Annotated in this window: 24 protein-coding genes; 17 read left to right on the top strand and 7 right to left on the bottom strand. The window is 41.3% G+C overall.

The window, feature by feature from the left end:
• On the bottom strand, positions 1–1452 hold the full coding sequence (locus tag AC6JA8_RS04060; protein WP_497975874.1) for a thymidine phosphorylase: 1452 nt from the start codon (positions 1450–1452) through the stop codon (positions 1–3).
• A gap of 107 nt (positions 1453–1559) precedes the next feature.
• On the opposite strand from AC6JA8_RS04060, the gene AC6JA8_RS04065 reads away from it, so the two are divergent.
• From AC6JA8_RS04065 to AC6JA8_RS04095, 7 genes are all read left to right on the top strand, one after another.
• Complete coding sequence (locus tag AC6JA8_RS04065; RefSeq protein WP_497975875.1) at positions 1560–1988, top strand: hypothetical protein; 429 nt, start codon at positions 1560–1562, stop codon at positions 1986–1988.
• A gap of 91 nt (positions 1989–2079) precedes the next feature.
• Entirely contained in the window at positions 2080–3675 is a 1596-nt protein-coding gene (locus AC6JA8_RS04070) for an Rne/Rng family ribonuclease (RefSeq protein ID WP_102242540.1), read from the top strand.
• 1 nt (position 3676) lies between these two features.
• Positions 3677–4261 (top strand): GNAT family N-acetyltransferase, encoded by a 585-nt coding sequence (locus AC6JA8_RS04075; RefSeq protein WP_497975876.1) that lies wholly within the window; start codon positions 3677–3679, stop codon positions 4259–4261.
• Positions 4255–5121 (top strand): carbon-nitrogen hydrolase family protein, encoded by an 867-nt coding sequence (locus AC6JA8_RS04080; RefSeq protein ID WP_497975877.1) that lies wholly within the window; start codon positions 4255–4257, stop codon positions 5119–5121. Before AC6JA8_RS04075 ends, AC6JA8_RS04080 begins: the two co-directional genes overlap by 7 nt.
• A gap of 234 nt (positions 5122–5355) precedes the next feature.
• Entirely contained in the window at positions 5356–5745 is a 390-nt protein-coding gene (locus AC6JA8_RS04085) for a MerR family transcriptional regulator (RefSeq protein WP_497975878.1), read from the top strand.
• A gap of 71 nt (positions 5746–5816) precedes the next feature.
• Positions 5817–6251 carry a hypothetical protein gene (locus tag AC6JA8_RS04090; RefSeq protein WP_497975879.1) on the top strand — a complete coding sequence of 145 codons (435 nt, stop codon included), beginning with the start codon at positions 5817–5819 and terminating at the stop codon, positions 6249–6251.
• Between the two features lie 73 nt (positions 6252–6324).
• Positions 6325–7047 (top strand): putative outer membrane beta-barrel protein, encoded by a 723-nt coding sequence (locus AC6JA8_RS04095; protein ID WP_497975880.1) that lies wholly within the window; start codon positions 6325–6327, stop codon positions 7045–7047.
• Positions 7048–7081: 34 nt separating this feature from the next.
• On the opposite strand, the gene ileS is transcribed toward AC6JA8_RS04095, so the two are convergent.
• Positions 7082–10222, bottom strand: a complete 3141-nt coding sequence (gene ileS / locus AC6JA8_RS04100; protein ID WP_497975881.1) for an isoleucine--tRNA ligase — start codon at positions 10220–10222, stop codon at positions 7082–7084.
• Between the two features lie 105 nt (positions 10223–10327).
• On the opposite strand from ileS, the gene AC6JA8_RS04105 reads away from it, so the two are divergent.
• Positions 10328–11758 carry a hypothetical protein gene (locus tag AC6JA8_RS04105; RefSeq protein ID WP_497975882.1) on the top strand — a complete coding sequence of 477 codons (1431 nt, stop codon included), beginning with the start codon at positions 10328–10330 and terminating at the stop codon, positions 11756–11758.
• Positions 11745–12365, top strand: coding sequence for a Maf family protein (locus AC6JA8_RS04110; protein WP_497975883.1), 621 nt, complete (start codon positions 11745–11747; stop codon positions 12363–12365). Before AC6JA8_RS04105 ends, AC6JA8_RS04110 begins: the two co-directional genes overlap by 14 nt.
• A gap of 1 nt (position 12366) precedes the next feature.
• On the opposite strand, the gene AC6JA8_RS04115 is transcribed toward AC6JA8_RS04110, so the two are convergent.
• Positions 12367–12567 carry a hypothetical protein gene (locus tag AC6JA8_RS04115; protein ID WP_497975884.1) on the bottom strand — a complete coding sequence of 67 codons (201 nt, stop codon included), beginning with the start codon at positions 12565–12567 and terminating at the stop codon, positions 12367–12369.
• A 339-nt stretch (positions 12568–12906) separates the two neighbouring features.
• Here AC6JA8_RS04115 and AC6JA8_RS04120 point away from each other — a divergent pair, with 339 nt between their 5' ends.
• Genes AC6JA8_RS04120 through AC6JA8_RS04140 form a run of 5 tightly spaced genes read left to right on the top strand, consistent with a single transcriptional unit; the run spans position 12907 to position 18261 of the window.
• On the top strand, positions 12907–13887 hold the full coding sequence (locus AC6JA8_RS04120; protein WP_497975885.1) for a TRAP transporter TatT component family protein: 981 nt from the start codon (positions 12907–12909) through the stop codon (positions 13885–13887).
• Between the two features lie 27 nt (positions 13888–13914).
• Positions 13915–14886 (top strand): TRAP transporter substrate-binding protein, encoded by a 972-nt coding sequence (locus AC6JA8_RS04125; RefSeq protein WP_497975886.1) that lies wholly within the window; start codon positions 13915–13917, stop codon positions 14884–14886.
• A 13-nt stretch (positions 14887–14899) separates the two neighbouring features.
• Positions 14900–15403, top strand: coding sequence for a TRAP transporter small permease (locus AC6JA8_RS04130; RefSeq protein WP_497975887.1), 504 nt, complete (start codon positions 14900–14902; stop codon positions 15401–15403).
• Positions 15400–16668, top strand: a complete 1269-nt coding sequence (locus tag AC6JA8_RS04135) for a TRAP transporter large permease (protein WP_497975888.1) — start codon at positions 15400–15402, stop codon at positions 16666–16668. Before AC6JA8_RS04130 ends, AC6JA8_RS04135 begins: the two co-directional genes overlap by 4 nt.
• Positions 16669–16713: 45 nt before the next feature.
• Complete coding sequence (locus AC6JA8_RS04140) at positions 16714–18261, top strand: hypothetical protein (protein WP_497975889.1); 1548 nt, start codon at positions 16714–16716, stop codon at positions 18259–18261.
• A gap of 57 nt (positions 18262–18318) precedes the next feature.
• Here AC6JA8_RS04140 and AC6JA8_RS04145 read toward each other — a convergent pair whose 3' ends face one another.
• The 3 genes from AC6JA8_RS04145 to AC6JA8_RS04155 all read right to left on the bottom strand — a co-directional run bounded on the left by AC6JA8_RS04145 (position 18319) and on the right by AC6JA8_RS04155 (position 21203).
• Complete coding sequence (locus AC6JA8_RS04145; protein WP_497975890.1) at positions 18319–18969, bottom strand: hypothetical protein; 651 nt, start codon at positions 18967–18969, stop codon at positions 18319–18321.
• A gap of 243 nt (positions 18970–19212) precedes the next feature.
• The gene (locus AC6JA8_RS04150; RefSeq protein ID WP_497975891.1) at positions 19213–20415 is read right to left on the bottom strand and encodes a hypothetical protein; all 1203 of its coding nucleotides are present in this window, start codon (positions 20413–20415) and stop codon (positions 19213–19215) included.
• 110 nt (positions 20416–20525) lie between these two features.
• Positions 20526–21203 carry an HAD family hydrolase gene (locus tag AC6JA8_RS04155; protein ID WP_497975892.1) on the bottom strand — a complete coding sequence of 226 codons (678 nt, stop codon included), beginning with the start codon at positions 21201–21203 and terminating at the stop codon, positions 20526–20528.
• Between the two features lie 67 nt (positions 21204–21270).
• Here AC6JA8_RS04155 and AC6JA8_RS04160 point away from each other — a divergent pair, with 67 nt between their 5' ends.
• The 3 genes from AC6JA8_RS04160 (at position 21271) to AC6JA8_RS04170 (ending at position 22509) form a co-directional block, all read left to right on the top strand.
• Positions 21271–21750: a hypothetical protein gene (locus AC6JA8_RS04160; RefSeq protein ID WP_497975893.1), complete on the top strand. Its 480-nt coding sequence runs from the start codon at positions 21271–21273 to the stop codon at positions 21748–21750.
• 81 nt (positions 21751–21831) lie between these two features.
• Entirely contained in the window at positions 21832–22125 is a 294-nt protein-coding gene (locus AC6JA8_RS04165) for a hypothetical protein (protein WP_497975894.1), read from the top strand.
• Between the two features lie 24 nt (positions 22126–22149).
• Positions 22150–22509, top strand: coding sequence for a hypothetical protein (locus AC6JA8_RS04170; protein WP_497975895.1), 360 nt, complete (start codon positions 22150–22152; stop codon positions 22507–22509).
• Here AC6JA8_RS04170 and AC6JA8_RS04175 read toward each other — a convergent pair.
• The gene (locus AC6JA8_RS04175) at positions 22506–23516 is read right to left on the bottom strand and encodes a DHH family phosphoesterase (protein ID WP_497975896.1); all 1011 of its coding nucleotides are present in this window, start codon (positions 23514–23516) and stop codon (positions 22506–22508) included. The genes AC6JA8_RS04170 and AC6JA8_RS04175 overlap by 4 nt on opposite strands.
• Positions 23517–23614: the final 98 nt, after the last annotated feature.

A 23614-nucleotide genomic window follows, 5' to 3' on the forward strand; every position in this document is an offset into this window, starting at 1 on the left:
TTACTTCTTTTTCTTTGTTGCCTTCTTAATGGGCTTCTTTGCGGGTTTCTTTACTGTTTTTTTTGCCACTTTTTTTGGGGTGGTCTTTTTAGCATTGCTAGTTTTCTTTGTCTTCGTATTTTTTCCAGCAAAGCTCGTATTAATATCTATAATCAATTTCTTTTTAGGTGGTTTACTTGCACTTATCGTGATGTCACGGCTTGTTACAAGCTCAGAGATCTCCTCAGCAATTTTCATTTGATTGTCGTGACAGTAGATAGTCATCAGCGTTTCGCCTTTAGCGACTTTATCTCCAATCTTCTTATTCATCACGAAGCCCACAGCAAAATCCACCGCGTCTCCCGTTTTTTGTCTTCCACCACCCAGGCGCACGCAGTGTTTACCAAGCTCTGTGCATTCCATTTTTGTCACGTAACCAGCTTTCTTAGATTTCACTTTGAAAGTTGTTTTTGTTACTGGAAGAAGAGAGTAGTCATCAATAACTCTTGCATCTCCACCTTGATTAGAAATCAACTCGCGGAATTTCTCCAGTGCACTTCCATCATCAATTGAAGCCTGAGCTTTTTTAATTCCTTCCTTTAAATCTTTTGCTAGACCCGCGAGGTGAATCATCCCGCCGGCAAGGGCCACAGAAAGATCTGTTAAATCTTTTGGTCCTTTTCCTTTTAGAGTTTCGATACTCTCGATGACTTCCAATGAGTTCCCGACAGCTAACCCTAAAGGCTCTGACATGTCTGTGATCATTGTCATCATATTTTTATCGAATCTATGTCCTGTTTTTCTAATTGATTCGGCCAATTTTTTAGCGTCGGCCAGTTTAGACATGAAGGCGCCGTTGCCGGTCTTGATGTCCATGACGATCCCTTTAGCACCTTCGGCCAGTTTTTTACTCATGATCGAAGCCGTGATAAGTGGAATTGATTCAACAGTTCCCGTCACGTCTCTTAGAGCGTAAATCTTTTTATCAGCTGGAGCGATTTCTTTGGTTTGACCAATGAGAACAACCCCGCGCTCGCGTAAAAGTTTTTCAAATTCTTCTAATGAGATTTCTGTTTTAAAACCCGGGATCGATTCGATCTTATCGATCGTTCCACCAGTGTGACCAAGGCCGCGCCCGGCGATCATGGGAACTTTTACACCGCAAGCAGCGGCGATAGGAGCGAGAATGAAAGAGGCCTTATCGCCAACACCACCCGTTGAGTGTTTGTCGATAAAATGTTGCTCTGGAAAGTTGAGAACTTTACCCGAGTAAAGCATGGCATCTGTAAGTGCTGCTGTTTCTTCGATGTCCATTCCATTGAGATAGATGGCCATGAGTAGAGCACTCATTTGATAATCAGCAATTTCTCCTTTTGTCAGTCCATCAATGAACCAAGAGATTTCATCTTTGCTAAGTTTTTCTTTATCTCGTTTCTTTTGTATAATACTATAAGCTGAGAATGATTGAGTCATACGTCCTTTAAACCGTTCCTTAAAAAATTAAGAGTAAGGGATAAAGTGTATTGAAAAGACTCATGAAAATCAAACATAACGTATCGCCCCAGGTTTAAGGACAAACTATGAAATCGACACTAGCTAAAAAAATTCTTACTTGTTTAGTAACTACAGTTATTCTTTTAAACCCACTTCAACTAAGGGCGCAAGACTCAAATTCAACTGGTTTAGTCGATGAATCGTTGAATGACTTATACGTGGTATTAGGTTCAGGTGCTATTGGAGCAGTGTTGGGGCTTTCAACTCTATCGTTTGTTGAAACACCAAAAGATCATATGAAAAATATCGCTATCGGTGGAGCTATCGGGATTGTTTTTGGGGTAGGCTACGTTATTTTTAACCAGGCCACGAAGTCTCAGGCCATCACAGAATTGACTCCAGCGCCTATGACGGCAGAGAAAAACGAGAGTCTTGCAAGACTTGATTTTTCTAAACAAAAAATTGCCGAGAGTTACCTGAAAGAACCTACTGTCGGCTTCTCTTTCACGTTCTAATTTCCATACAGAGCTGCGACATTTTCCTCCTTTGTCACTTTGGTCAAGGTAATGTATCCTGAACTAGATTTAAGTTTTTAAGGATTTTACAATGGCCAAACAATTAATTATCAACCAGACACTCAATGAGTGTCGGGCAGCGCTTATTGAGAATGGTGAAATTCTCGATTTTTTAATGGAGCGCTCATTTCACCACAGACCTGAGAACAATCATGTAGATTTTCCCTTCGTAGGCGACATTTTCAAAGGAAAAGTCGTTCGCGTTCTTCCAGGGATGCAGTCGGCATTCGTAGACATTGGATACGAAAAAGCGGCCTTCTTGTATGTAGATGATGCATATATTCCTACCATTGAAGAACAAAGAGACATGGCGGAAAAGAGCAAGAAGTCGATGGAAGGAAAAGAAAAGCAGGGAGAAGTTATTCCTGACGAACTTTCTACACTATCGGAAGCGGTTAACATGCGTTTTCGTCCAGACATCTCGATTGAAACTTTCATTAAAGAAGGTGACGAGATCCTGGTCCAGGTTGCCAAAGAGCCAATCTCAACAAAAGGCCCGCGAGTCACTCGCCATATCACTTTTGCTGGAAGACATATTGTGTTCATGCCATTCATTGAGCACACAGGTGTTTCAAGAAGAATTGAAAGTGAAAAAGAGCGCGAGAGACTAAAAGAAATTTTAGAAACGATTCGTCCGGAAGGAACAGGGGTGATTGCCCGTACTGTGGCCGAAGGACAAAGTTATAAAACACTGAAGTTCGACTTCAATATGCTGATGAAACTCTGGAAAGATGTTTCGAAAAAAGCAGAGAAGGCGAGAGCTCCAGCAGTTGTTCACCAGGATTTAAGTTTTATTCAAAGAGTCTTCCGCGATATCGCTGATGAAGACGTTGATGAAATCATTCTTGATTCAAAAGAAAATTTAAAAGAAGCTGAAAAGTTCGTGCAGAAGTTCCTTCCAACGATGAAAGGAAAATTCAAATTCTATGGCGAAGACTCAACTCCAATTTTTGAAAAATTTGGAATTGACCTGGAAGTAGAGCGAGCTATCGACAACAAGGTTTTCCTGAAGTCTGGTGGATCATTGAACATTGATCAGACTGAAGCTTTGGTCTCTATCGACGTCAATACCGGTAAATACATCGGAAGAAAAACGTTTGAAGAAACAATTCTAAAGACCAACCTGGAAGCGGTTAAAGAAATCGCTTATCAATTACGTTTAAGAAACTGCGGTGGGATTATCATCATCGATTTCATCGATATGGAAAAAGAAGAAAACCGCATCACTGTCTACAATGCTTTATTAGAAGCACTGAAAAAAGACCGTGCAAAAACCAACGTGCTTCCTATCTCTGGTCTTGGACTGGTTGAGATGACCAGAAAGAGAACTAGAGACACCCTGTCTCGTATCATGTGTGAGCCATGCCCATACTGTGAAGGAACAGGAAGAGTGAAGTCGACGTTGTCAGTTTGTTACGAGCTGATCCGTGAACTCAATAAAGTCCTGGCAAAAACAAAAGGCTCAAAAGTTTCGATCTACGCTCACCCTGAAGTGACGGCGACATTAACTGGCGAAGACTTTGATTTAATCGACACGCTTGAAGAAGCTCACGGTAAATCAATTCAGATTCGTTCAGAAAATAACTATCACGTCGAGCAATACGAGATCTTCCCGCAGGAATACTAAAATGAGAGTGGAGAGCTTTTTTGGAAAAGACATCACTCCACTGATTCCTCGCCTGGCTGAATTACGCATAAAAGTTTTTCACGACTTCCCTTATCTTTATGAGGGAAGTCTTGATTATGAAAAAGACTACCTTAAAGTTTATACCAACAGTTCTCGCAGCGTTTTAGTGGCGGCCTTTGATGGTGACCAGCTTGTGGGAGCAGCGACAGCTCTTCCTTTAAGTGATGAAGCCGATTATGTAAGAGCGCCATTCTTACAAGCTAAAATGAATCTCGATGAAATTTATTATTTTGGTGAAAGTGTTCTGTTAAAAGAATACCGAGGCCATGGTTTAGGTCATCAGTTTTTTGATGGAAGAGAAGCTGCTGCTAAAAAATTTGGTTTTCCCATCTCTGTTTTTTGTGGAGTTCAAAGACCGGCCGATCACCCGATGAAGCCGGAAGGCTATAGCCCACTGGATGAATTCTGGAAAAAACGCGGATACGTCAAACAAGAAAACCTAAGAAGTGAATTTTCATGGCAGGACATTGGTGAGAGCGCAGAAACTAAAAAGCCTATGATCTATTGGATGAAATCATTATGTTAAAAATCGCCACGGCCCAGTACTCAATGAATAAACACAGCTCACTCAACGCTTTTAAAAGCAATGCTGAAGACTGGGTGAAGGAAGCGGCAACACATGGTGCTCGTCTGGTGATTTTCCCTGAATATGGCTCGATTGAATTGGTGTCTTTGATGACGCCAGAAATCCAAAAGAATCTTGCCGGGCAGTTAAAAGAAATTCAAAAATATAAAGACGACTTTTTAAACTGCTACCTCGATCTGGCAAAAAAATACAAAGTTTATATTATCGCTCCTAGTTTTCCTCTGGAGCTTGAAGGCAAATATATTAACCGCGCTTTTTTCATTAACCCTGAAGGCCTTTATGGTTATCAGGACAAACAAGTGATGACTCGTTTTGAAGATGAAGAATGGAAAGTGTCTTCACCCGATCAAAGAAAGCTCAACGTCTTTGATGTGGATGGTGTGAAGGTGGGAATTTCTATTTGTTTCGACGTCGAGTTTCCGGATTTCTCGCGCGAACTCGCTTTATCTGGAATCACTCTTTTAATTGCGCCTTCATGTACAGAAACACCAGCGGGAATGAACCGCGTTCACGTCGGTGCTCGTGCTAGAGCTTTGGAAAATCAAATCTACGTTGCCGTCTCTCAGACTGTGGGAGAGGTTGATTATTCAGAGGCCATCGACAGGAATACGGGAATGGCCGCAGTGTACTCGACTTGCGACAAAGGCTTTCCTGATGATGGCATCATTGTTCAAGGTGAAGTGAATTATCCAAAGTGGGTCTATGCCGATATCAGGCCCGACCTGGTCACTAATGTTCGAGAGAATGGAAGTGTCCTTAATTTCAAAAAAATCACAACTCTAGTGAAAGAGACTAAGTAGTTTTTTACTGTCTATAACTTGTCTCAATCCTCTATACGCCAACTAGTGTTATTCTTAATGCATTATCACTCATGCTTATATTCCTGAATAAGCATTTGATAAGGACTACTTTTTTTCCCCACAACTGTGGTGTTGCGCCCCGCTTGTGGACACAAAATTGATCAGATAACGGATTAAATAAGTGGCACAAATCATGCTGTATAAGTTTTGAAACTTGATACGAGGAAGGTGTTAATGTATCCAATCAATGTCGTAGAAAAAGAAACCAACATCAGCAAGTATTTACTGCGTATGTGGGAGAGACGTTATTCTTTCCCCAGGCCAGGTAGAGATCAAAAAGGCGAGCGCGTCTATACCAATGACGACCTGGAAAAACTAAAACTCATTAAAGCTCTTATGGAAGAAGGTTACAGACCTTCAAAGATCATCGATCAAAGCCTTAATGAGCTCAGAGAACTCTCAAAGTCATTTGGCCTTACCGAAGGCAGCTTGAAGGATGAAATCGTGGTATTGGTCACATCTCCCGCCTTAGAAGCTGATGTCGAGGAAGCTCTTAAAAATCATAGAGTTAAACGCATTTTAAAAGTCTCTTCTCACGAGGATATCAAGAACTTAGCTCTGTAAAAACGATCAATACCCTTTGACTGGAAAAAGGTGCTTTGATAGGGTGTCCCTAATTTTAAGGGAGGCCCTATATGAAAAGTCTGATTGCCACAGCATTATTACTAGCATCTGTTTCAACATTCGCCGCAGAAAGTGCAGTTGATACATTTCTTTCAGTTCTTCCACTTGGAACTCACACTGGTGTTGATGATAAAGGTAACGTTTGTAAAGTGACTGTAAGCGAGGCCAATTTCCCGGCAAAGGCCATTTCTGTTCAGGCAGAAAATGCTGATCTTAAAATTTTCAAAGTAATCAACGACGCTTCTGAATTCATGTTCAGAGGATATAAAAAAGAGTTCATTCAAACTGACCGCTACTATGTAGATTCAACAAGAAACTCATATGTCGACAGAGTCGTAAGAACTGTTATTGCTGGTGATGAACTTCTTTATGTAGTTGTCGCTAACGAAATCACAGTTAACAGAGACCGCAAGGTTGAGCTTGTTGAATGTGTAGTTAATCTTTAATTTTTTTTAGAATCCATTATACTTATTTAAAAGGGCCTCATTGAGGCCCTTTTTTTATGGGGGAAAATGAAAAATGAAAACGCTCGCTCTGGCCATGATGGCCTTACTTTCTGCTTCGTGTGCTCTTAATTACAAAATGCCTGATAACCGATTTGAAACGTCAGAAACTACCGGAAAGCTTTGGGGTGCACACCTCTATGCAGGTGTGGGAAATGGTAAAGACATCACGCTGACATCGAGCTACTCACAAACCTGGGCCGATCCTAATGGCCCAGATTTATCGCGTGAGAACTTTATCACGCTTGGTGGTGACCTTGGTTTGCATGAACGCATTGATGTAGGACTTCAATACATCAGCGATTTAGGAACAGTGTTAAAAGGAAAATACCAGTTGATTGGAAAAAGTGGTGTAGAAGGGTTCCAAACTTCCATTGCGGCCCATGCAGGCGGTGGAAGTGAGAGCATGAGCGAGAATTATCACACTCCGACTAAAGCAGAGTTAGACAATTCTGTTGTGGGTGTAGATATCATTGCAGGTTATCGCTTTAATAAAGTGGTTTTGATCTATGCTTCTTTTTTCCACGATAGTTTTAGCTACGATATCGAACAGACCAGAGGAACTGATACGAGGAAGTTTGAAGGCAAATCGAAAAATACTGGCGGAACTTTCGGAGCGAGTTTTTTATTCGGCAATACTTTAGAGTTAACGGCGGAATACTCGGGAGCGAATGCTAAGTCAGCTAATCAGAGTTTATGGAATAATTCATTTGGCGGAGTTGTAGGATTTCGTTTCTAGCAAATAAAAAGGGGCCTCTTTAGGCCCCTTTTTTTTAAGCTTTTTTCAAACTTAACGACAATGTGTATTCATCAATCTCATACTTCAAGCTCAGTTCGCCAGAGGCCTTTTTAAGGCCAGTGGCCAGCGTTTCACTGGCAATGTGTGCTTCGTGAGCAGCAATCGCTTCCAAGACTTCAGGAGAGCCGCTGTATTCAACAGCAATGCGGTCTCCAACGTTGAAGTTTAGGTCTTTTCTCGATTTCTGGATGCGGTTAATTACCTCGCGTGCCAGACCTTCTTTGATCAGTTCAGGATCAAGAGTTGTGTCGATATCAACAGAGATGAAACGGTTACTCATGGCCTGAGTCCCTTCTTTTGCTTCTCTGAATACTAAGATTTCTTCTGGGAAGAAGTTTAGACCTTCAAGAGTTAAAACACCTTCTTCCTCAAGCTTGATTAAATCAGGGCCTTGAAGTTTTTCGATGATGGCCTTGAATTTCCCCATATCCTTACCAAGCTTCTTACCAAGAGCTGGAAGGTTTGGTTTAGCGTAAAGCTTGATAAACTTCGACTCTTCAGTCGATAGCTCAATGTTCTTCACGTTAAGCTCTGTCTGAATGTATTCAGCAAGCTTTGAGATCTCGTTTAGAAGAGCTTTATCTTTGTGGATGATTGTTAAGCGCTTAAGCGGCGTCTTAACTTTAATCTGCACCTGGTTTCTCTTCTGGCGGCCAAGAAGGATAATCTGTTGCATTCTTCCAACAGCAACTTCAAGGTCGTTGTTGATTAAGTAATCGTTTGGAAGCGGGTATTCACAAAGATGAACAGACTCCGGCTCCTTTGGATTCATTTTTCTTAGTTCCTGGAAAACGTGTTCAGAGAAAAATGGAGTAAACGGCGCCATCGAGATTGTAAGCTCTCTTAGAGCTGTGTACAGAGTCGAGTAAGCAGCGCACTTATCATCAGTCAGACCGTCACCCCAGAAACGAGAGCGGTTAAGACGGATGTACCAGTTTGTTAAGTCTTCAATGAATGTGAAAAGAGCAGGAACCACGTTGTACAGGTGGTACTCTTCCATTTCGCGAGCGATATTTTTCTTTAACGTTTGCAGGTTAGAAATTAGCCATCTATCAACGATGTTATCCGACGTTTTGAAGTTCGTTACTGGTGACCAGCCGTCAACTTCAGCGTATGTCTGGAAGAACTTAAATGAGTTCTGCCAAGGAAGAAGTGCTTTTCTTACCATGTCTTTTACGCCGGCATCAGTAAAGCGTTGCTCTTCAGCTTTTACCAGACCAGAGTTGATGAGGTACAATCTTAGAGCGTCAGCTCCGAATGTTTCCATTAATTCATCTGGTGCCGTGTAGTTTTTCAGACGCTTTGACATCTTCTTGCCGTCTTCTGCCATAACGATACCGTTAACGATAACGTTTTTAAAAGCTGGCTTGTCGTATAAAGCAGTTGAGAGAACTGTTAACGTGTAAAACCATCCGCGAGTCTGATCCAGACCTTCAGCGATGAATTCAGCAGGGAAACCTTCTTTGAACATTTCTTTGTTTTCAAAAGGGTAGTGCAGTTGAGCAAAAGGCATTGAACCAGATTCAAACCAGCAGTCCAGAACTTCTGGAATTCTTCTGTATGTTCCTTCTTCACCAGTTTGTGTGAATGTTAAGTCATCCACGTTTTCTTTGTGAAGATCAGTGACCTTTACACCTGTTCTTTGGAAAAGCTCTTCAACAGAGCTGATGCAAACGCGGTTGTTTGTCTTATCGTTGATCCAGATAGGAATTGGCGTACCCCAGATTCTGTTTCTTGAGATCGACCAGTCACGTGAGCCTTCAAGCCATTTACCGAAACGCCCGTCTTTAATGTGCGACGGAGTCCAGTTGATCTGAGCGTTTGAGGCCAGAAGTCTGTCTTTGATTTTTTCTACACTCACGTACCAAGAAGGGATCGCCTTGTAGATAAGTGGAGTGTCTGAGCGCGGACAGAATGGGTAACTGTGAACCAGAACCCCTTGGTCGTAAAGTTTATTTTCGTCTTTTAGTTTTTTGATGATGTCTTTATCGGCAGTCTTAACGTGAACGCCAGCGAAGTCGCGAACGTCTGCTGTGAATTTACCAGCGTCATCAACCGGGCACTCAAGAGCAGTGATACCTGCTTCTTTCATGACACGGTTATCGTCTTCCCCGAAAGCTGGAGCGATGTGAACGATACCTGTACCATCAGTTGTTGTAACGTATCCGTCGTTTAGGACAACGAAAGCTCCAACAGCTTCGTGTTGTTTAAAGTATGGGAAAAGTGGCTCGTAGCGAAGACCTTTTAGTTGGGCCCCAGTGTAAGACTCAAGCACTTCATAGTTTCTCTTCTTCGAGTAAGCTTCCACGCGGTCTTTGGCGATAATGAACTTGATGTCCTTATCTTTGTCGTGAATTTTTACGTACTCAATCTCAGGCCCCATACACAGAGCAAGGTTTGAAGGAAGTGTCCAAGGAGTTGTTGTCCAAGCAGCGATGTAGAAATCCTGGTCTTTAACTTTGAAAAGAACAGTGATCGCTGGGTCTTGAACGTCCTGGTAGTTTGAACTTGCTTCAAAGTTTGAAAGAACAGTTCCAAGCGCAGTTGAGAATGGAACAACTTTTGTTCCCTGATAAATTAAATCTTTTTTCCAAAGTTCTCCGATTACCCACCAAACTGATTCCATGAAATCAGCATCCATGGTTTTGTAATCGTTTTTGAAATCAACCCAACGGCCGATTCTTGTAATTGTTTTTTCCCACTCGTTCGTGAAACGTTGAACGATCCCACGGCATTCGTCGTTGTAGCCTTTGACTCCAAGTTGCTTAACAGCGTCTTGAGCAGACATGCCTAATTTTTTATCGATCTCGTGTTCGATTGGAAGACCGTGACAGTCCCAACCAAAACGTCTTTCAACATAACGACCTTTCATCGTGAAGTAACGAGGAACAATGTCTTTTAGAGTTGAAGCTAAAAGGTGACCGTGGTGCGGAAGACCTGTGGCAAAGGGAGGCCCATCATAAAAAATGTACGGCTTGCCCTTTCTTGTCTGATCAAGTGACTTCTTGAAAATATCATTTTCTTTCCAGAAATCTAAAATTTTGTGTTCGCTTTTGACGAAAGAGAACGAGGTATTTTCCGATTCATTTACTTCGGTATTGAGATCAGTTGACACGAAAGGCTCCTTTGGGGTGATTCACGGGGGAAATTTTATCATAAAAAGGGGGAGTATTCCAGTGAGAACCTATACTTATCAGAGGATCGTTCCGATAGAGTGAACATGAAAAAGACTTTGCTCATTCTTCTGTTCGCTCTGGCGTTTTGTGCAACTGCACAAGAGGTCATTCCCGGGCCGAAATTGGAATTCAAAGGGCAAAACCAAAGTGTCACTCCATGGGGAAGTATCCCGGTTAACTCTTTTTTGTCGTTTAAGGACTGGAAAGAAGAGAGTGATATCAGAGACCAGGTTCCCGATTGGGAAAAAATCATTAGAGAAAGAAATAACCGCGAGCTTGTTGGCCGCATTTATCAGTGTGTCGGAATCTGTCGAATTGACCGCGGAGAGAGCTTTTTTAACGGTTCATACCGCACAGGTCTATACGAAGGGGATGAAATCCAGACGGTAGGTGATAGTTACGCGTGGATCTTTTTGTTTGATGGAACTATGGTGAGGCTCTCACCTCAGTCTTCGGTGACGTTTAATGAATTCAATGTGGGTGTTAAAGAAAATTTCATTAATGCCAGAATCAATGCTGGAAATGTCCTGTGGCTTTCCCGTCACGAAAACACTTTTGAAGAAGTTAATGTGCGTGAAACAGACGTGATTTTTTTCCCGTATTCAGAATATGAATCTCTTCCTGTGAATGATAAAAAACAATACATCGAAGATGATTTATTTGAACTGCTCTCAGAGAAAAAAACCTTTATCAATCATTACAAATCACTCAATGAAACGATTGAGGCCAATAATAAATTGACCAAGAAAAAGCCGACGTATGCTTTTTTGGTTATGCCCAATGCAACGATTATGGGCGAGTCTCCAAGTGTCGAGATGGTGGTGCTTCTTGGTGGGAAATCATTTTTTAAAAAGCGCTCGACTGAGCTTTTAGGAATGAAGCCCACAGAAACAACTCCGGAAGATCTCAACTTGCAGCTGCGCGGTTTTGACAATAAAACACTCAACACGATTCAAGATGACCTGTGGATTTCTATTGATGAAAAAGGCAGAAACTACGCTCATGCCGAAGAAGTCAGATGGCTGAATGTCGGTGAATTTTTAACCAAAAGAATTCCAAGTATCATGATGGGGCGTGAGATCTTTTTAAAGCGTTATTCCGAATTTGCTTTCAGAGAAAAATACGATCCGATGATCCTGGCCAAAAAAGATGGTTACAGGCTTTGGGGGAAAATCAAAACAGATGAAGGTGAAAAAAAGGCTGACCTCGAGCTGCGACTGGATTTCTTAAAAGAGTATTTCCGCAGAGTGGAGACATCTAATCTTCTGGCCAGTTCGCGTTTTAGGGAGCGCCTGGAAGAAAGAGGTGAGAAGACACAGGCCATGACTTACGGCAATTATTTTTTCATCACAGCGCTTAACCGTTATTACAAATACGGCGAGCAATTCAGAGATATTTCTGATGACAAAGAAACCGGAGAAGTTTTAAACTCAACTAAAAAACTTCTTTGGAAAAAAATGCATGGGATCAGATAAATACCACCTTGTTCTCGGCTCACAAAGCCCGCGTAGAAAACAACTTCTCTCTTACATCAACATTCCGTTTCAGATTTTAACTGCTGATTTGGATGAAGTGTCTGACGAGACAGCCCCAGATCGCATTGCGATGGATTTAGCTTCACAAAAAGCGCGCGCAGTAATGGATAAGGCCTCGGGGATTGAAAACCCATTTATCATTTCTTCCGACACTATTGTCGTTCTGGATGGAAAGCTCTACGGCAAACCAAAAGACAAGGACGATGCCCGCGCTATTTTAAATGAGCTTTCAGATAAAACTCACCAGGTGATTACTGGGGTGAGCTTCCTGTTTGTTGACCAGGCCACGAAAAAACTTCGTGAGCATTTATTTTTTGATTCGACTGAAGTGACGTTTACAGAAATCTCGAAAGAGTTGATGGACGATTACATTGCGACAGGGGAGTCATTGGATAAAGCAGGCGCCTACGGCATTCAGGGGGCAAGCTTAACATTCATTTCAAATCTCTCAGGGTCATATTCCAACGTAGTGGGTTTTCCCCTCGATAAAGTCGTAGGCGAGCTTGCAATTGTACTTGGTGAAAATTACCGAAGCCAGTTCCTTTAAACTATCTAAGTTTCTTCGTCGGTTTAAAACTGCTGTTTTTCTTAACAGACTTCGTAGGTCTTAAGCTCAGCGTTTTAAGTGTCGTTGAAGTTTTCTCAACAGCTTTAGAAACAGAATTTCTGCCAATACCAGCAGCTTTTGAATAGGTCGTAGTGTCTTCGATAGGGGTCAGTGAATTGGTCGTTTGATTGTCAGTAGTCATGTCATCCTCTTTGTTAAATCGTTAATGGTAGATCCGGTTTTGTAACCCTTTCAACCAATAACAATTCCACGCAAGGAAGTTGTAGAAGGTTCGAAAAAGTTACTTAGAAGGTAAAGTCGTCAATAGAGTCTCCTTTAAAACAAAACCGACTAAAGTGCTCTTCTTATCGGTCTTGGTGACTAAGTACTTAAGCTAATTATACTACGGGAGCGCGCTTTTTCCTATCCCCCCTGTAATAGGCAAACTTTCCCACTCCGCTAAGGTTGTAAATCATTGATTTATAGGGCAATCTTAGTACTTGAAAGGGAATTTTAATGCCAACAAAATAAGGTGAGCTTCATGAATAAGCTTCGTTTAGCAGTTACTGCAATCACGCTGGGAACTCTTCTATCTTCATGCTCTACATTCAACAAAATGGCCGTCGGTGGAGCAAGTGATCTGATTTACACTTCAGGAAACGGCGTTTTACACGAATCAAACTTCGACGTTTTTAAAGATGGTCTGCCAGGCAATTTGATTTTGATCGAGGGACTTCTTGCTCAGTCACCAAAAAACATGGACCTTTTGGCCACTCTGAATAAAGGGTATGCCGGTTATGCTTTTGCCGTGAATGAAACACATATGTACGAAGAAGAGTGGGCCGAACTAAAAAGCGAAGAAGGCAAAAAACAGGCGCTTTTTAATTACACCAGGTCGCTTAATTTCGGGCTTCGTTACCTGAAAGAAAAAGGGATTGAATTAAACGACATCATCTCGCGCATGAATGAACCTCAAGGGATTCATCTTCTTTTAGATAAAAAAATGGGCGACGACAAAAGAGACCTGGAAACAGTTCTTTTTACGGCGCAATCACTGGCCGCATTGGTGAATATCCAAAAAGACAATATGGGATTAGTGTCTCAGCTTCCTGCAGCTAAAGGAATGTTTGATTGGGTTTGTTTAAAAGACCCGTCAATTAATTATGGCACGTGCGATATTTTCTATGGAGCATATGAAGCGGGACGCCCACAAATGCTCGGTGGAAATCCGGCCAAAGGAAAAGAGATTTTTTTAAAGGCGATCACAAAACATCCACACAATTGGCTGATCAGAACAAGTTATATGCAGTTTTACCTGATTCCTCAAAACGATGAAGAAGGCTTCAAAGAGCAGATGCTGGCGATGAAAGGCTTCCATGATGAATTCCAAAAATATTACATCTACGACCAGAATCCAAAAAGCGAGTCGGCCTGGACAAGAGAGTCGGGGATGAGATTTTATCAGACGCTCTCTCTAAAACGTTATGAATTAATGAACCGCTTTCAAAAGCAATTTTTTTAATAGGCAAAATTTAAAAAGGTAATGAACATGAAAACACTTTTACTTTCAATGACTCTCTTTGCATCGATGAATCTTCATGCAGCCATTAAGGTCGGCGTTCTTGCTCCAGAAGGAACAGGATGGGCAAAGAACATCAAGAAGATGGCAACAGAAATTAAAGATGCAACTAAAGGTAACGTTGAACTGAAAATCTACTACGGTGGATCTCAGGGAGATGAGCAGGATGTACTAAGAAAAATCAGAATTGGTCAGCTTCAAGGTGGAATTTTTACAGGGAAAACGCTAGGGGAAATTAACGGTGATGTCCGTGTAATGGAAGTTCCATTTACTTTTAACCATGACCGAGTAAAGGCCCTGAAGACTTTAGATGCAATGGTTCCTTATTTTAATCAAAAATTTGAACAAAACAAATTTAAGAACCTGGCTACATTTGAAATTGGTCATGTTTATTTCGTGACTCAAAAGAAAGTTCAGGATTTAAATTCTATCAAGTCACTTAAGATCTGGACTTGGGACGGTGACCCGATCGTGGCAACTCTTTTTGAATCAATGAACCTTATCGGTGTACCACTTGCTCTACCAGATGTTTTGGCGTCTCTTTCTACTGGTGTTGTTGAAGCAGCCTATGCTCCACCTATCGGAATTATTGCTCTTCAATGGAATACAAAAGTTAAGTACATTGTAGATTTCCCAATCTCATATTCTATTGGTGCCTTTGTTATTACCAACTCTGCATGGGCGAACATCTCACCTGCAGATCAGAAAATTGTATCTGATATCGCTAAAAAATATGAGAAAGAGATCAATTCTGGAAATGCCAAAGACAATGATGATGCAATGGCAGCCATCAAGTCTCAGAAAATTGAGTTTGTTAAGTTTAGTGACTCTGAAATCAAAGTTGCTCAAGGCTATAGAGCAAGCATGATTAAGAAGCTGACGGGAAAATTATTTTCAGCAGAAGCTTTAAAGAAACTTGAAACAGAAATGGCTAAAAAATAATCAGGATAAAGTTATGTTTGGCTTAGTAAAAAAATGCGACAGCATTGTTGAAAAGACGGCAACCTGGCTGTTGGTTATTTGTGTGATGTCTATGCTGCTCTTTAGTTCTCTGAGCATTGTAGCAAGATGGTTTCATCATAACATTACATGGATTGATCCCTTTGTAAGACACCTGGTGTTTATTAGCACTTTTCTTGGTGGTGTTGTCGCCACTGGAAAGGGGACACATATCGGTATCGATATCGTGGGTAAATTTGTGGAAAGCAAAGGATGGCATTCTGCCAAAACGGCCATCAGCAGAATTATCATGGTGTCTTCGATGTTTGTTTTATTATGGTTGATCAAGTCTGGAATTGACTTCACTCGCGTGGAGATGGAATTCTCAAAAGAGGAATTCTGGGGAATTGGAAGCGGCTACCTGGTTATGATTATCCCGGTTGGTCTAGCTTTTTTACTCGTTAGGTTTCTTTTGGTTTTTCTTTTAAGCTTTGAAGCTAAACAAGAGGAGGCAGCATGACCGGTACTATTGCTGCATTAGGGATTGTCTTTCTTGCAATTCTTGGAACTCCACTTTTTATTATTATGTCACTTGCGGCCCTGGTAGCCTTCACATTTTCTGGCGTAGAGGTTTCAGCTGTCGCACAGGAATTTTATAGAATCTCATCTGCACCCACTTTAATGACTATTCCACTTTTTACTTTTGCCGGGTATTTAATGGCAGAAAGTAAATCACCTCAAAGACTTCTCAAACTGGCCGAAACTGGATTGGGCTGGCTTCCGGGTGGTATTTCAATTGTTGCTCTTGTCGTTTGTGCTTTTTTTACGGCCTTCACTGGAGCATCAGGTGTCACGATCATTGCTCTGGGAGGATTAATTTATCCGATCCTGATGAGAGATGGGTATTCAGAAAAATACACTTTAGGAATGATTACTGCCTCTGGTTCTCTTGGTCTTCTTTTCCCGCCATCACTTCCAATCATCCTTTATGGAATGGTGGCTAAAGTTGATATTGATAAGTTGTTTAAGGCCGGAATTGTTCCTGGAATTGTTATTATGCTCATTCTTTCTTTTTGGGCGGTTTACAACAGCCCAAAGCATACTGGAGAGAAAGCGAATAAATTTGTTTTAAAAGATTTCGTTGCGGCCTTAAAAGAAGCGTGGCTTGAGGCCTTACTCCCGGTAGCTGTTCTTGTAGGGATCTATGGTGGAATTGTTACGGTGACGGAAGCAGCGGCCTTTACGGCCTTATACATTTTTATTGTGGAAGTCTTTATCTATAAAGACCTTGATCTATTTAAGGATATTCCAAGAGTCATTGTCGATTCGATGAGCTTAGTAGGGGGAATTCTCCTGATTCTTTGTTGTGCTCTTGGGTTTACGAACTTTTTAGTAGATGAAGAAGTTCCGCTTAAAATTTTTGCGCTAATGAAAGAGTTTTTACATGATAAATACTCATTCCTCCTTTTCCTGAATATCTTTCTTCTGATTGTCGGTTGCTTGATGGATATCTTCAGTGCGATTATCGTTGTCGTACCGTTAATTATTCCTATTGCCAATGACTTTGGTGTTGATCCAATCCACCTGGCGATTATTTTCCTGGCAAACCTGGAGATTGGATACTTAACTCCACCGGTAGGTATCAACCTTTTTATTGGAAGTTTTAGGTTCAATAAACCAATTACGACTTTGTATCGTGCTTCTGTTCCCTTTTTAATTTTACTGATTATTGCACTGGTCATTATTACCTATGTACCAAGTCTGAGTTTGTTCTGGTTTAAATAGATGTTTATATTTTCACGATTCCATACATTCACTCTGACGCTTTCGATGTTATGCACATCGGTGGCGTCAGTTGCTGATACTAAAAAACTTGATGATTATTACCGTGACGTGTTTATGGGTGAGAAAAAAACCATAAACTATGCAGGGCCACTTGATCCACGCAGCCAATATAGTGACAGCGTAGGGGAGTTGATTCTTTTAGACGACACTTTTAAAGACGCCTACATGAACCAGCAGATTCAAGATGAGCCGTTTGTGCTTCACCGTTACTGGTTTAATGAGGTAGTTGAGAAATCGACTTGTCCGGATGAAACTCTCGGCGAGAATATCGATTATATCCGTTACCTGTATCGTCTGGTGACGATGAGTTATTTATTTGAGGGGCTTAAGCTCAACAACAAGTTGTCTTCTCAATTGGGTGGAAAGAATATCTGTTCAATGAGTTTTAAAGATGTTTTTGGTGGGTGCACTCCTGAGTCTTCAGATATGAAGAAGTTTCATGAAAGAGTGTACGGGAAATTTGTTAACGAGATTGAAAAGATTCATACGCCGGCCTTTAGCAAAAAAGAAACGGCTGCATGGCTTAATGAGTTTCAGGACTCGACATCACTGACGACTGAACCAACTTTTGCTCGACTGCACGAGTGGTGTATTGCCAATAAGAAAAACTGCCGTGGCCTTACTGTTGAAGAAATTAAAGATGCTCTTGCGGGGTTTTGCGCAAGCGATACAAAGACCATTAAGATGCTTTGTTCTGAAAAGGACAGCTTTTATGGACTTTCTGGAATTTCCACTCCAACTGACCTGATTAAAAAATCAAATGCCTTTAACCTGATTAACCAATCGGGGATGGGGGAAGAGTGTCTACGCCGTTACGGGAAACTTTTCCAGAATAAAGAATCGAGTTACCCGGTTCTTTCGAGACAGTACCCACTGCTTTATTCCTATCTGCTAAAGTCTAATAGCCGTTATCAGCAAGGGGAGCTTTTCCTCCCAGGTGCGCTTAAAGAATTTGATATGAAGGGGCTAAGTGACTTCCTGACAGCTTTAAAACCACCTAAGGTTGAGCCAGTAGTGGTCATTGTAAAACCAAAACCGAAGCCTAAACCAAAGCCAGTTGTAGTGGAAGCCCCGAAGGTGGAAGAAAAGAAACCTGAAGCACCTCCTGTTGTAGTAGTAGAGCCTCCAAAACCACAGATCAGCGAGTTTGAAAGGGCCGCTCAGGAGCTTCAACAAAAAGGGCTTTCGAGCATCGATGTGGATATGGATATTTTCCGCGACGATTTTGAATTTACTCAAGAGATGATTACAGAATTATCAGGCCCGATTAAAAAGTTCCAGACCAGATCGGCCCTAAACGATATGAAGTCTTACGATATGTTGGGATCTAAAGATGCTCCGGTCGGTTTGATCTTTCTTAAGTTCTTAATCGATACAGAAAACCATCAGGGACTTTATAACATCGTGACGGTGTTAGGAGAGAAGTTCTACGTGGTCAACGACCTGGAAAAGAAAAATACGCCTCATTATGTTCAATTAAAAAACGACGCCTCTACAAAAAACCGCTGGCAAATCATTCTACTTAAAAAATAAAAAACCCCGAAAAGAACTTTCGGGGCTTAATAAGAAGAAGATTATTTTCTTTATTGATTAGTTATATTTTTTAGCAACAGATTTCAACTGAGACTGAACACTTGATGACATATCCAACATTAACAGGATACCAGCATTTTCACCGTTCGCGTCTTCACCAACAAGAGAGATGTTACCAATTCTGTTTGAACCTGTGTAATATCTAGCTGTAATGATCGAGTTACCAATTCCTAGACTCTTAACTGGGATGAATACACCAAACAGTTTTGGCCCTAGGTAGAAACTCATATTCTTGAATTTCTCAATTGAGAAAGCTACTGCCGGTAAACGTCCGCCAGCTACACCAGGTAGAGAACGTCCACCAGGAAGTGTTGCAGGGTCAAGCGTTTGAAGGCTTGTATTAAATACGTCTTTTAGAGAAACAGAGATCGCCATTAGAGTTCCAGCTGATTGAAGGTCTGGAGAAATCTCTAGGTATGAGTTTGGATACTTCGGAATGTTGTAACGAAGTCCACCATCAAGTTGTAGGTTTTGGAAAACCATTGAGATCAACACATTGTCTTGAACAAGAGTTACAGACATGTTGTTTACACCCGGTACCTGGATGTTAGATGAGCTGGTACCATCACCACATGAAGTTGAGAGAACGCCTGCAGTTAGAGCGACTGACAGGACAAGGGCCTTAGTGTGCGAAAAGATCTTCATCATACGACTTCCATTAGAAGCTTGTTGTGGTTCTTCTTATCAACTAGGGTCAACGTGAACAGACGTACCGTAGAAGACTCACAAACGTTTTTTCAAAGTAAGAGAAGATTACTCGGTTATTCCGCTAGCTTCAAGGAAAGCAAGCGCGCTAAGAATTTTCATAAGTTAGAGAAAGGGCACTTTTTTAAAAGTGCCCAGTATTTGTGTGTTTGTTGAAAAGGGCCTAGGAATAGTCAAGAGTTAGGACTAGAGCACGGCCTTTAGAGTAAGGCTTCCAGCGTGTTGTTCGTAATCGCCAAAAAAGCGTCCGTAAGCAGCACTTAGTGAAAGATACTGAGAGAAACTGTAGCGAGCTGTAGCATCTACAAGAGTGTTCTTTTCATCTTTCTTTGATGTAGTGTTGTAGAAGACTCCGTAACCACCACCAACAGTTGCACTTAATTCTTGAGAGAAGATTTTTGAGAAACGGAGCATGTGTAATTGATCGTCAGATTGTTTGTTACCTAATCCAAAACCAACTGTTCTTAACTTAATAGAAGACTGGTTGTGATCTGGAGAGTTGTTAACAACACTTGAAAGTGAATCAAATCCACCTGCAATTAAACCACCATCAAGTGTGGCCATAGACTGGAACTCAACTTTGAAGATTTCAAAGTCGTGCGCAAGTTTTAAAGCAGCAGCGTGGTGTTCGTCTTTATAGTAAGCAGACCCGCCCCATAGAAGTGTGTAGTAGAAATTGAAATCAATTCCAAGAGCAGAGCCTTCAAGTTGAGGAGAGAATTGTTTTACGTTATCTAGATTCACGCCATTGAACCCAGATGTCGCCGCATTGTATTTTCTCGCCGTCCAGTAACCAGTTTGAAGAGCATACTTCATTCCAGAGAAAGCACCGTAGTAGTTAAGCGAGTACATATCAACATCGTCTTTAGCGTTGTTAAGTGCACCTTCAGCTCTTTTATCGTAAGCAAAAGCTACAGCGTCGTAGTTGTCGCGGATTTTAATCACCTGAATTCTGTCTCTTCTGTCATCAGAAGTAACGAAGCTTCCTGGTGTCGTTACAACGTGGCGACCAACAGATGTGATCCAGTTGTTTTTTGAGTATTCAATAACTGCGTGGTCTAGGCGAGTGACGTTGTCGTTTCCGAATCCATCATCATTTGTTCCACCAACAGCAGTCCCTGTGTTTTGAGTTGTCGAAGAGTAGATACCTTTATGGTTGTCACCTTCCCAGCTATCGCTAGCGAGAACGGCTCCAATTTTTACCGACAGGTTGTCATCTGGTTTTGCGACAACATTTAGTCTAAAAAATTGATTGAAGGCTTGAGTTCCGTTGTTACCTGTAGAATTTTTAAAGTAACCGCGAACGTAAGCATCGCCTGAGTAAGAAAGCTTCGTTTCTGCATGGGCAACAGATAGAAGAAGAGCGAGTAAAAACACTAATGCTTTCATTATAAAAGTCTCCTGAATTTTTGAAGGCAAAAGAGTCTATCAGGCATCCTTTGTTGTCAAAGGAATTACCCTGTCATTTTGACTTCTCAAGGACTTAATGCGAGGAGTATTTAATAGTCGGTGTGAAAGTTCACCAGTTCGATGTATTCACCTTCGATTGTCTGGGCCCCGCCATGGTGAGCAAAGGCCGTGACACGAATCACTTGAGCACCTGAGGCGTTTCCTGCTTTGATGCCGGTAGGAGAGTCTTCAAAGATAATCGAGCGTTCATGGTTCGTGTTTAATCTCTTCATCGCTTCGATGTATGGATCAGGATGTGGTTTTGTTAAAACGGTTTGATTGCGTCCCATCTGGATTTTCATAAAGTGGTCTAATCCAAAACATTTCATCGTTTCATGAACAATGATGTCTTCACTGGCACTGACAACCGCACACATTTTATTTTCTTGTTTCAAATGATTTAAGAATGGAAGAAGTCCAGGTGTGATGTACTGATCTTTTTCATGGTCTTTTAATTGTTTAAAGAGATTGATCAAGTGATAATTCTTCTGTTCAATTGCACGGTCAATTTCTTTGTCACTAAGCTGTGGGCAAACAGTCTTTAACACCACATGATCGGTCATTCCATAAAACTGATCGATACAGGCCATGAGGTCAACTTTGACTCCCATTTCCGCTAAAACGATGACGGCTGCCTTGGCATGCAGAGGCTCCGTATTGACGAGTGTCCCGTCCATATCAAAGAGAATCGCATCTTTAAGTCGTACTAGAGTTTTTAAGTCGGTCATGTTTTGCCCGGTAAAAATTTAAGGGAATGTTTGTTATAATCTTACTAGAGAGAGTAAGGACTATACCATGAAAATCTTCCGAAATGAATCGACAGTTTCATCCTCATCACCGGCAAAAGCTGAGAAAGCTTCTTCGAGAGAAGGCAAGGGTATCTCTCGCAAAAAGCCAGCTCCACCGGAAAGAAAAAATATCAGCGCGAGCGAGATAAAAGAAAAATTGGCGGCCCATGTGGAAACATCGGACACAGCTAAAAATATGGCGCTCAAAAGCAACTCGAAAAAATTAGGTGAAGGCTTTCTTAATGACAGTGTTAAACCTGAATTGATCAAGCCATCAGTGGTCGATGAGGTAAAAGTAGAGAAGCCGGACATTGACGAAGACAATTCTCCTAATACTAAAAGCCTAACGATCAAAAGTGATATTGCCCTTAATGACCCTAAGGACACCAACACTCAGGAGAAATTAAAAACGGTGCTTTCAAAAGGTGCTTTTAATTTCAACCCTAAGGAAAGAGAAGCTCTCGAGAAGATTCTCGGCCAGCAGTAAACCTGTAAAATTTACAAGATTTCCCAGCATTTTCCAGATTTATAGTAGGATAGGGCATCCATTTTTTTTAAGAGGTGTCCTGTGAAAGCTATTTTATTATCTTTTTTAATCCTAGGCTCAAACGTTGTTCTAGCTGACACATTAATTTGTTCAAATGAAGAAGTAACAGCTTCTCTTGAATCGGGAATTTTAAATGTAAATGGTGTATCACTGGAATGTCTGGAGACCGAAGGTGATGTTTGTACAGCAATCAACTTTGAAACAGTAGAGACAACTGTTTTGACATACAAAAAAGAATCCAACACAGCTACACTTGAACTAATGCCAGCACCTGGTAGTGGGCAGATTCAATCGATTGAACTTCTTTGCCGTTAGTATTTTATAAATTCAGGAAATAATATGAAGACTGTTTTATTGGCGGTATTTCTAAGTGCTTTTTCATTTCAGGCCTTTGCTCAAACAGATTGTGAAGTCACTCTTCGCCTTGATGCTAGTCAGATGTTTCTCAAAAAATTTGAAAATGTCGGAGACTCATTCTCTTTTGCGCTAAGAGAGTATGCTTTTGAGTATGTTTATTCAGATGCAACGAAAATGAATAAATTAAAAATCACTCATCTTCCCACTCAGGTCGTTAAGCAAATTGAAAATTCATCGGATTCAGTAGGTTTAACTTTTAGCGAATATGATTATAATGCTGCAAGAATCAAATGCTGGAAATCTTATACCGGTCCAATTGATCCGCCAGTTATTATCGACTAGTGAGATTTTGAGCTGTCTTTACTCTCAGCAATCAATAACATTTCATGAAGTTTATCAACTGTCTGCTTAATGACCACATCAAGTGACCCATTGATCATGGCAGCTGCCGAGTGATCGTGACCTCCGCCTCCAAGAGCGCGGGCCATAACCCCAACATCCACAGTTCCAATTGAGCGAAGTGAAACTTTGATATCCGGTCCCATTTCTCTGAACATGATAGCAACTTTGATATTGTCCAGAACCAACAGGTGGTTGATGAAAGCAAGTGTGTCTTCAGAGTCAACGTTGAACTTGTTAAGGAGTTCTTCCGTCAAAGTCAGCCAGGCCACTTTCTCATCTTTTGTCGTATGAGCGCTCGCCAGGACTTTCCCTAGAAGTTTCATATAAGAGATTTTCTTTGTCCCGTAGATCATGTTGTAGGCGTGAGGAGGGCGAACTCCTGTGTCCATTAAACTTCCGATCAGGCGGTGAGTGTTTCCAGTGACTGTTGGGTAGCGGAAACTTGAAGTATCAATCAAGATGGCCGTGTATAAAGGAAGGGCCATTTCTCTATTTAGTGGAACACCAAGAGACTGAATCAGTTCTCCGGCAAGCTCTCCCGTTGCCGCTTTACTTGTATCGATGCAGTTTTCGGCCATGACTTCTTTCGGGCATGGGTGGTGATCGATAAAAAGAAGGGAAGGAGCTTTTTTAGCGATGGCCTTCATTCCTTCACCAATTCTCTCTAAAGAGTTTGTATCGGTGACGATGAAGAGATCAACTTCGGCTTCAGGGTAGAATGCCAGGTAATCTTCGCGTGAAATGACCACATCTTCCGGATCGAGGTACTTGTAGCGTTCAAGTAATGGTTCCTCGTTTACACAAATAGCATTTTTGCCTAAAGAGCGCATTGCAAGGCAAAGAGCAATCTCACTTCCAATACCATCAGCATCAGGAATGATGTGAGTAGAGATGACGATGTTCTCGGCGTTTTTTGTGTAGTGATGAAATCTTTCGATAATGTTCATAGCATTAATAATTTACACTAAATTTTTTTCAAATGCTGTACTTTTTGTTACGATTTTCCACATTAAGGCGCTTTTTAGCGACATTTATTCATTAACAC

The organism is Bacteriovorax sp. HI3 (assembly GCF_059738875.1).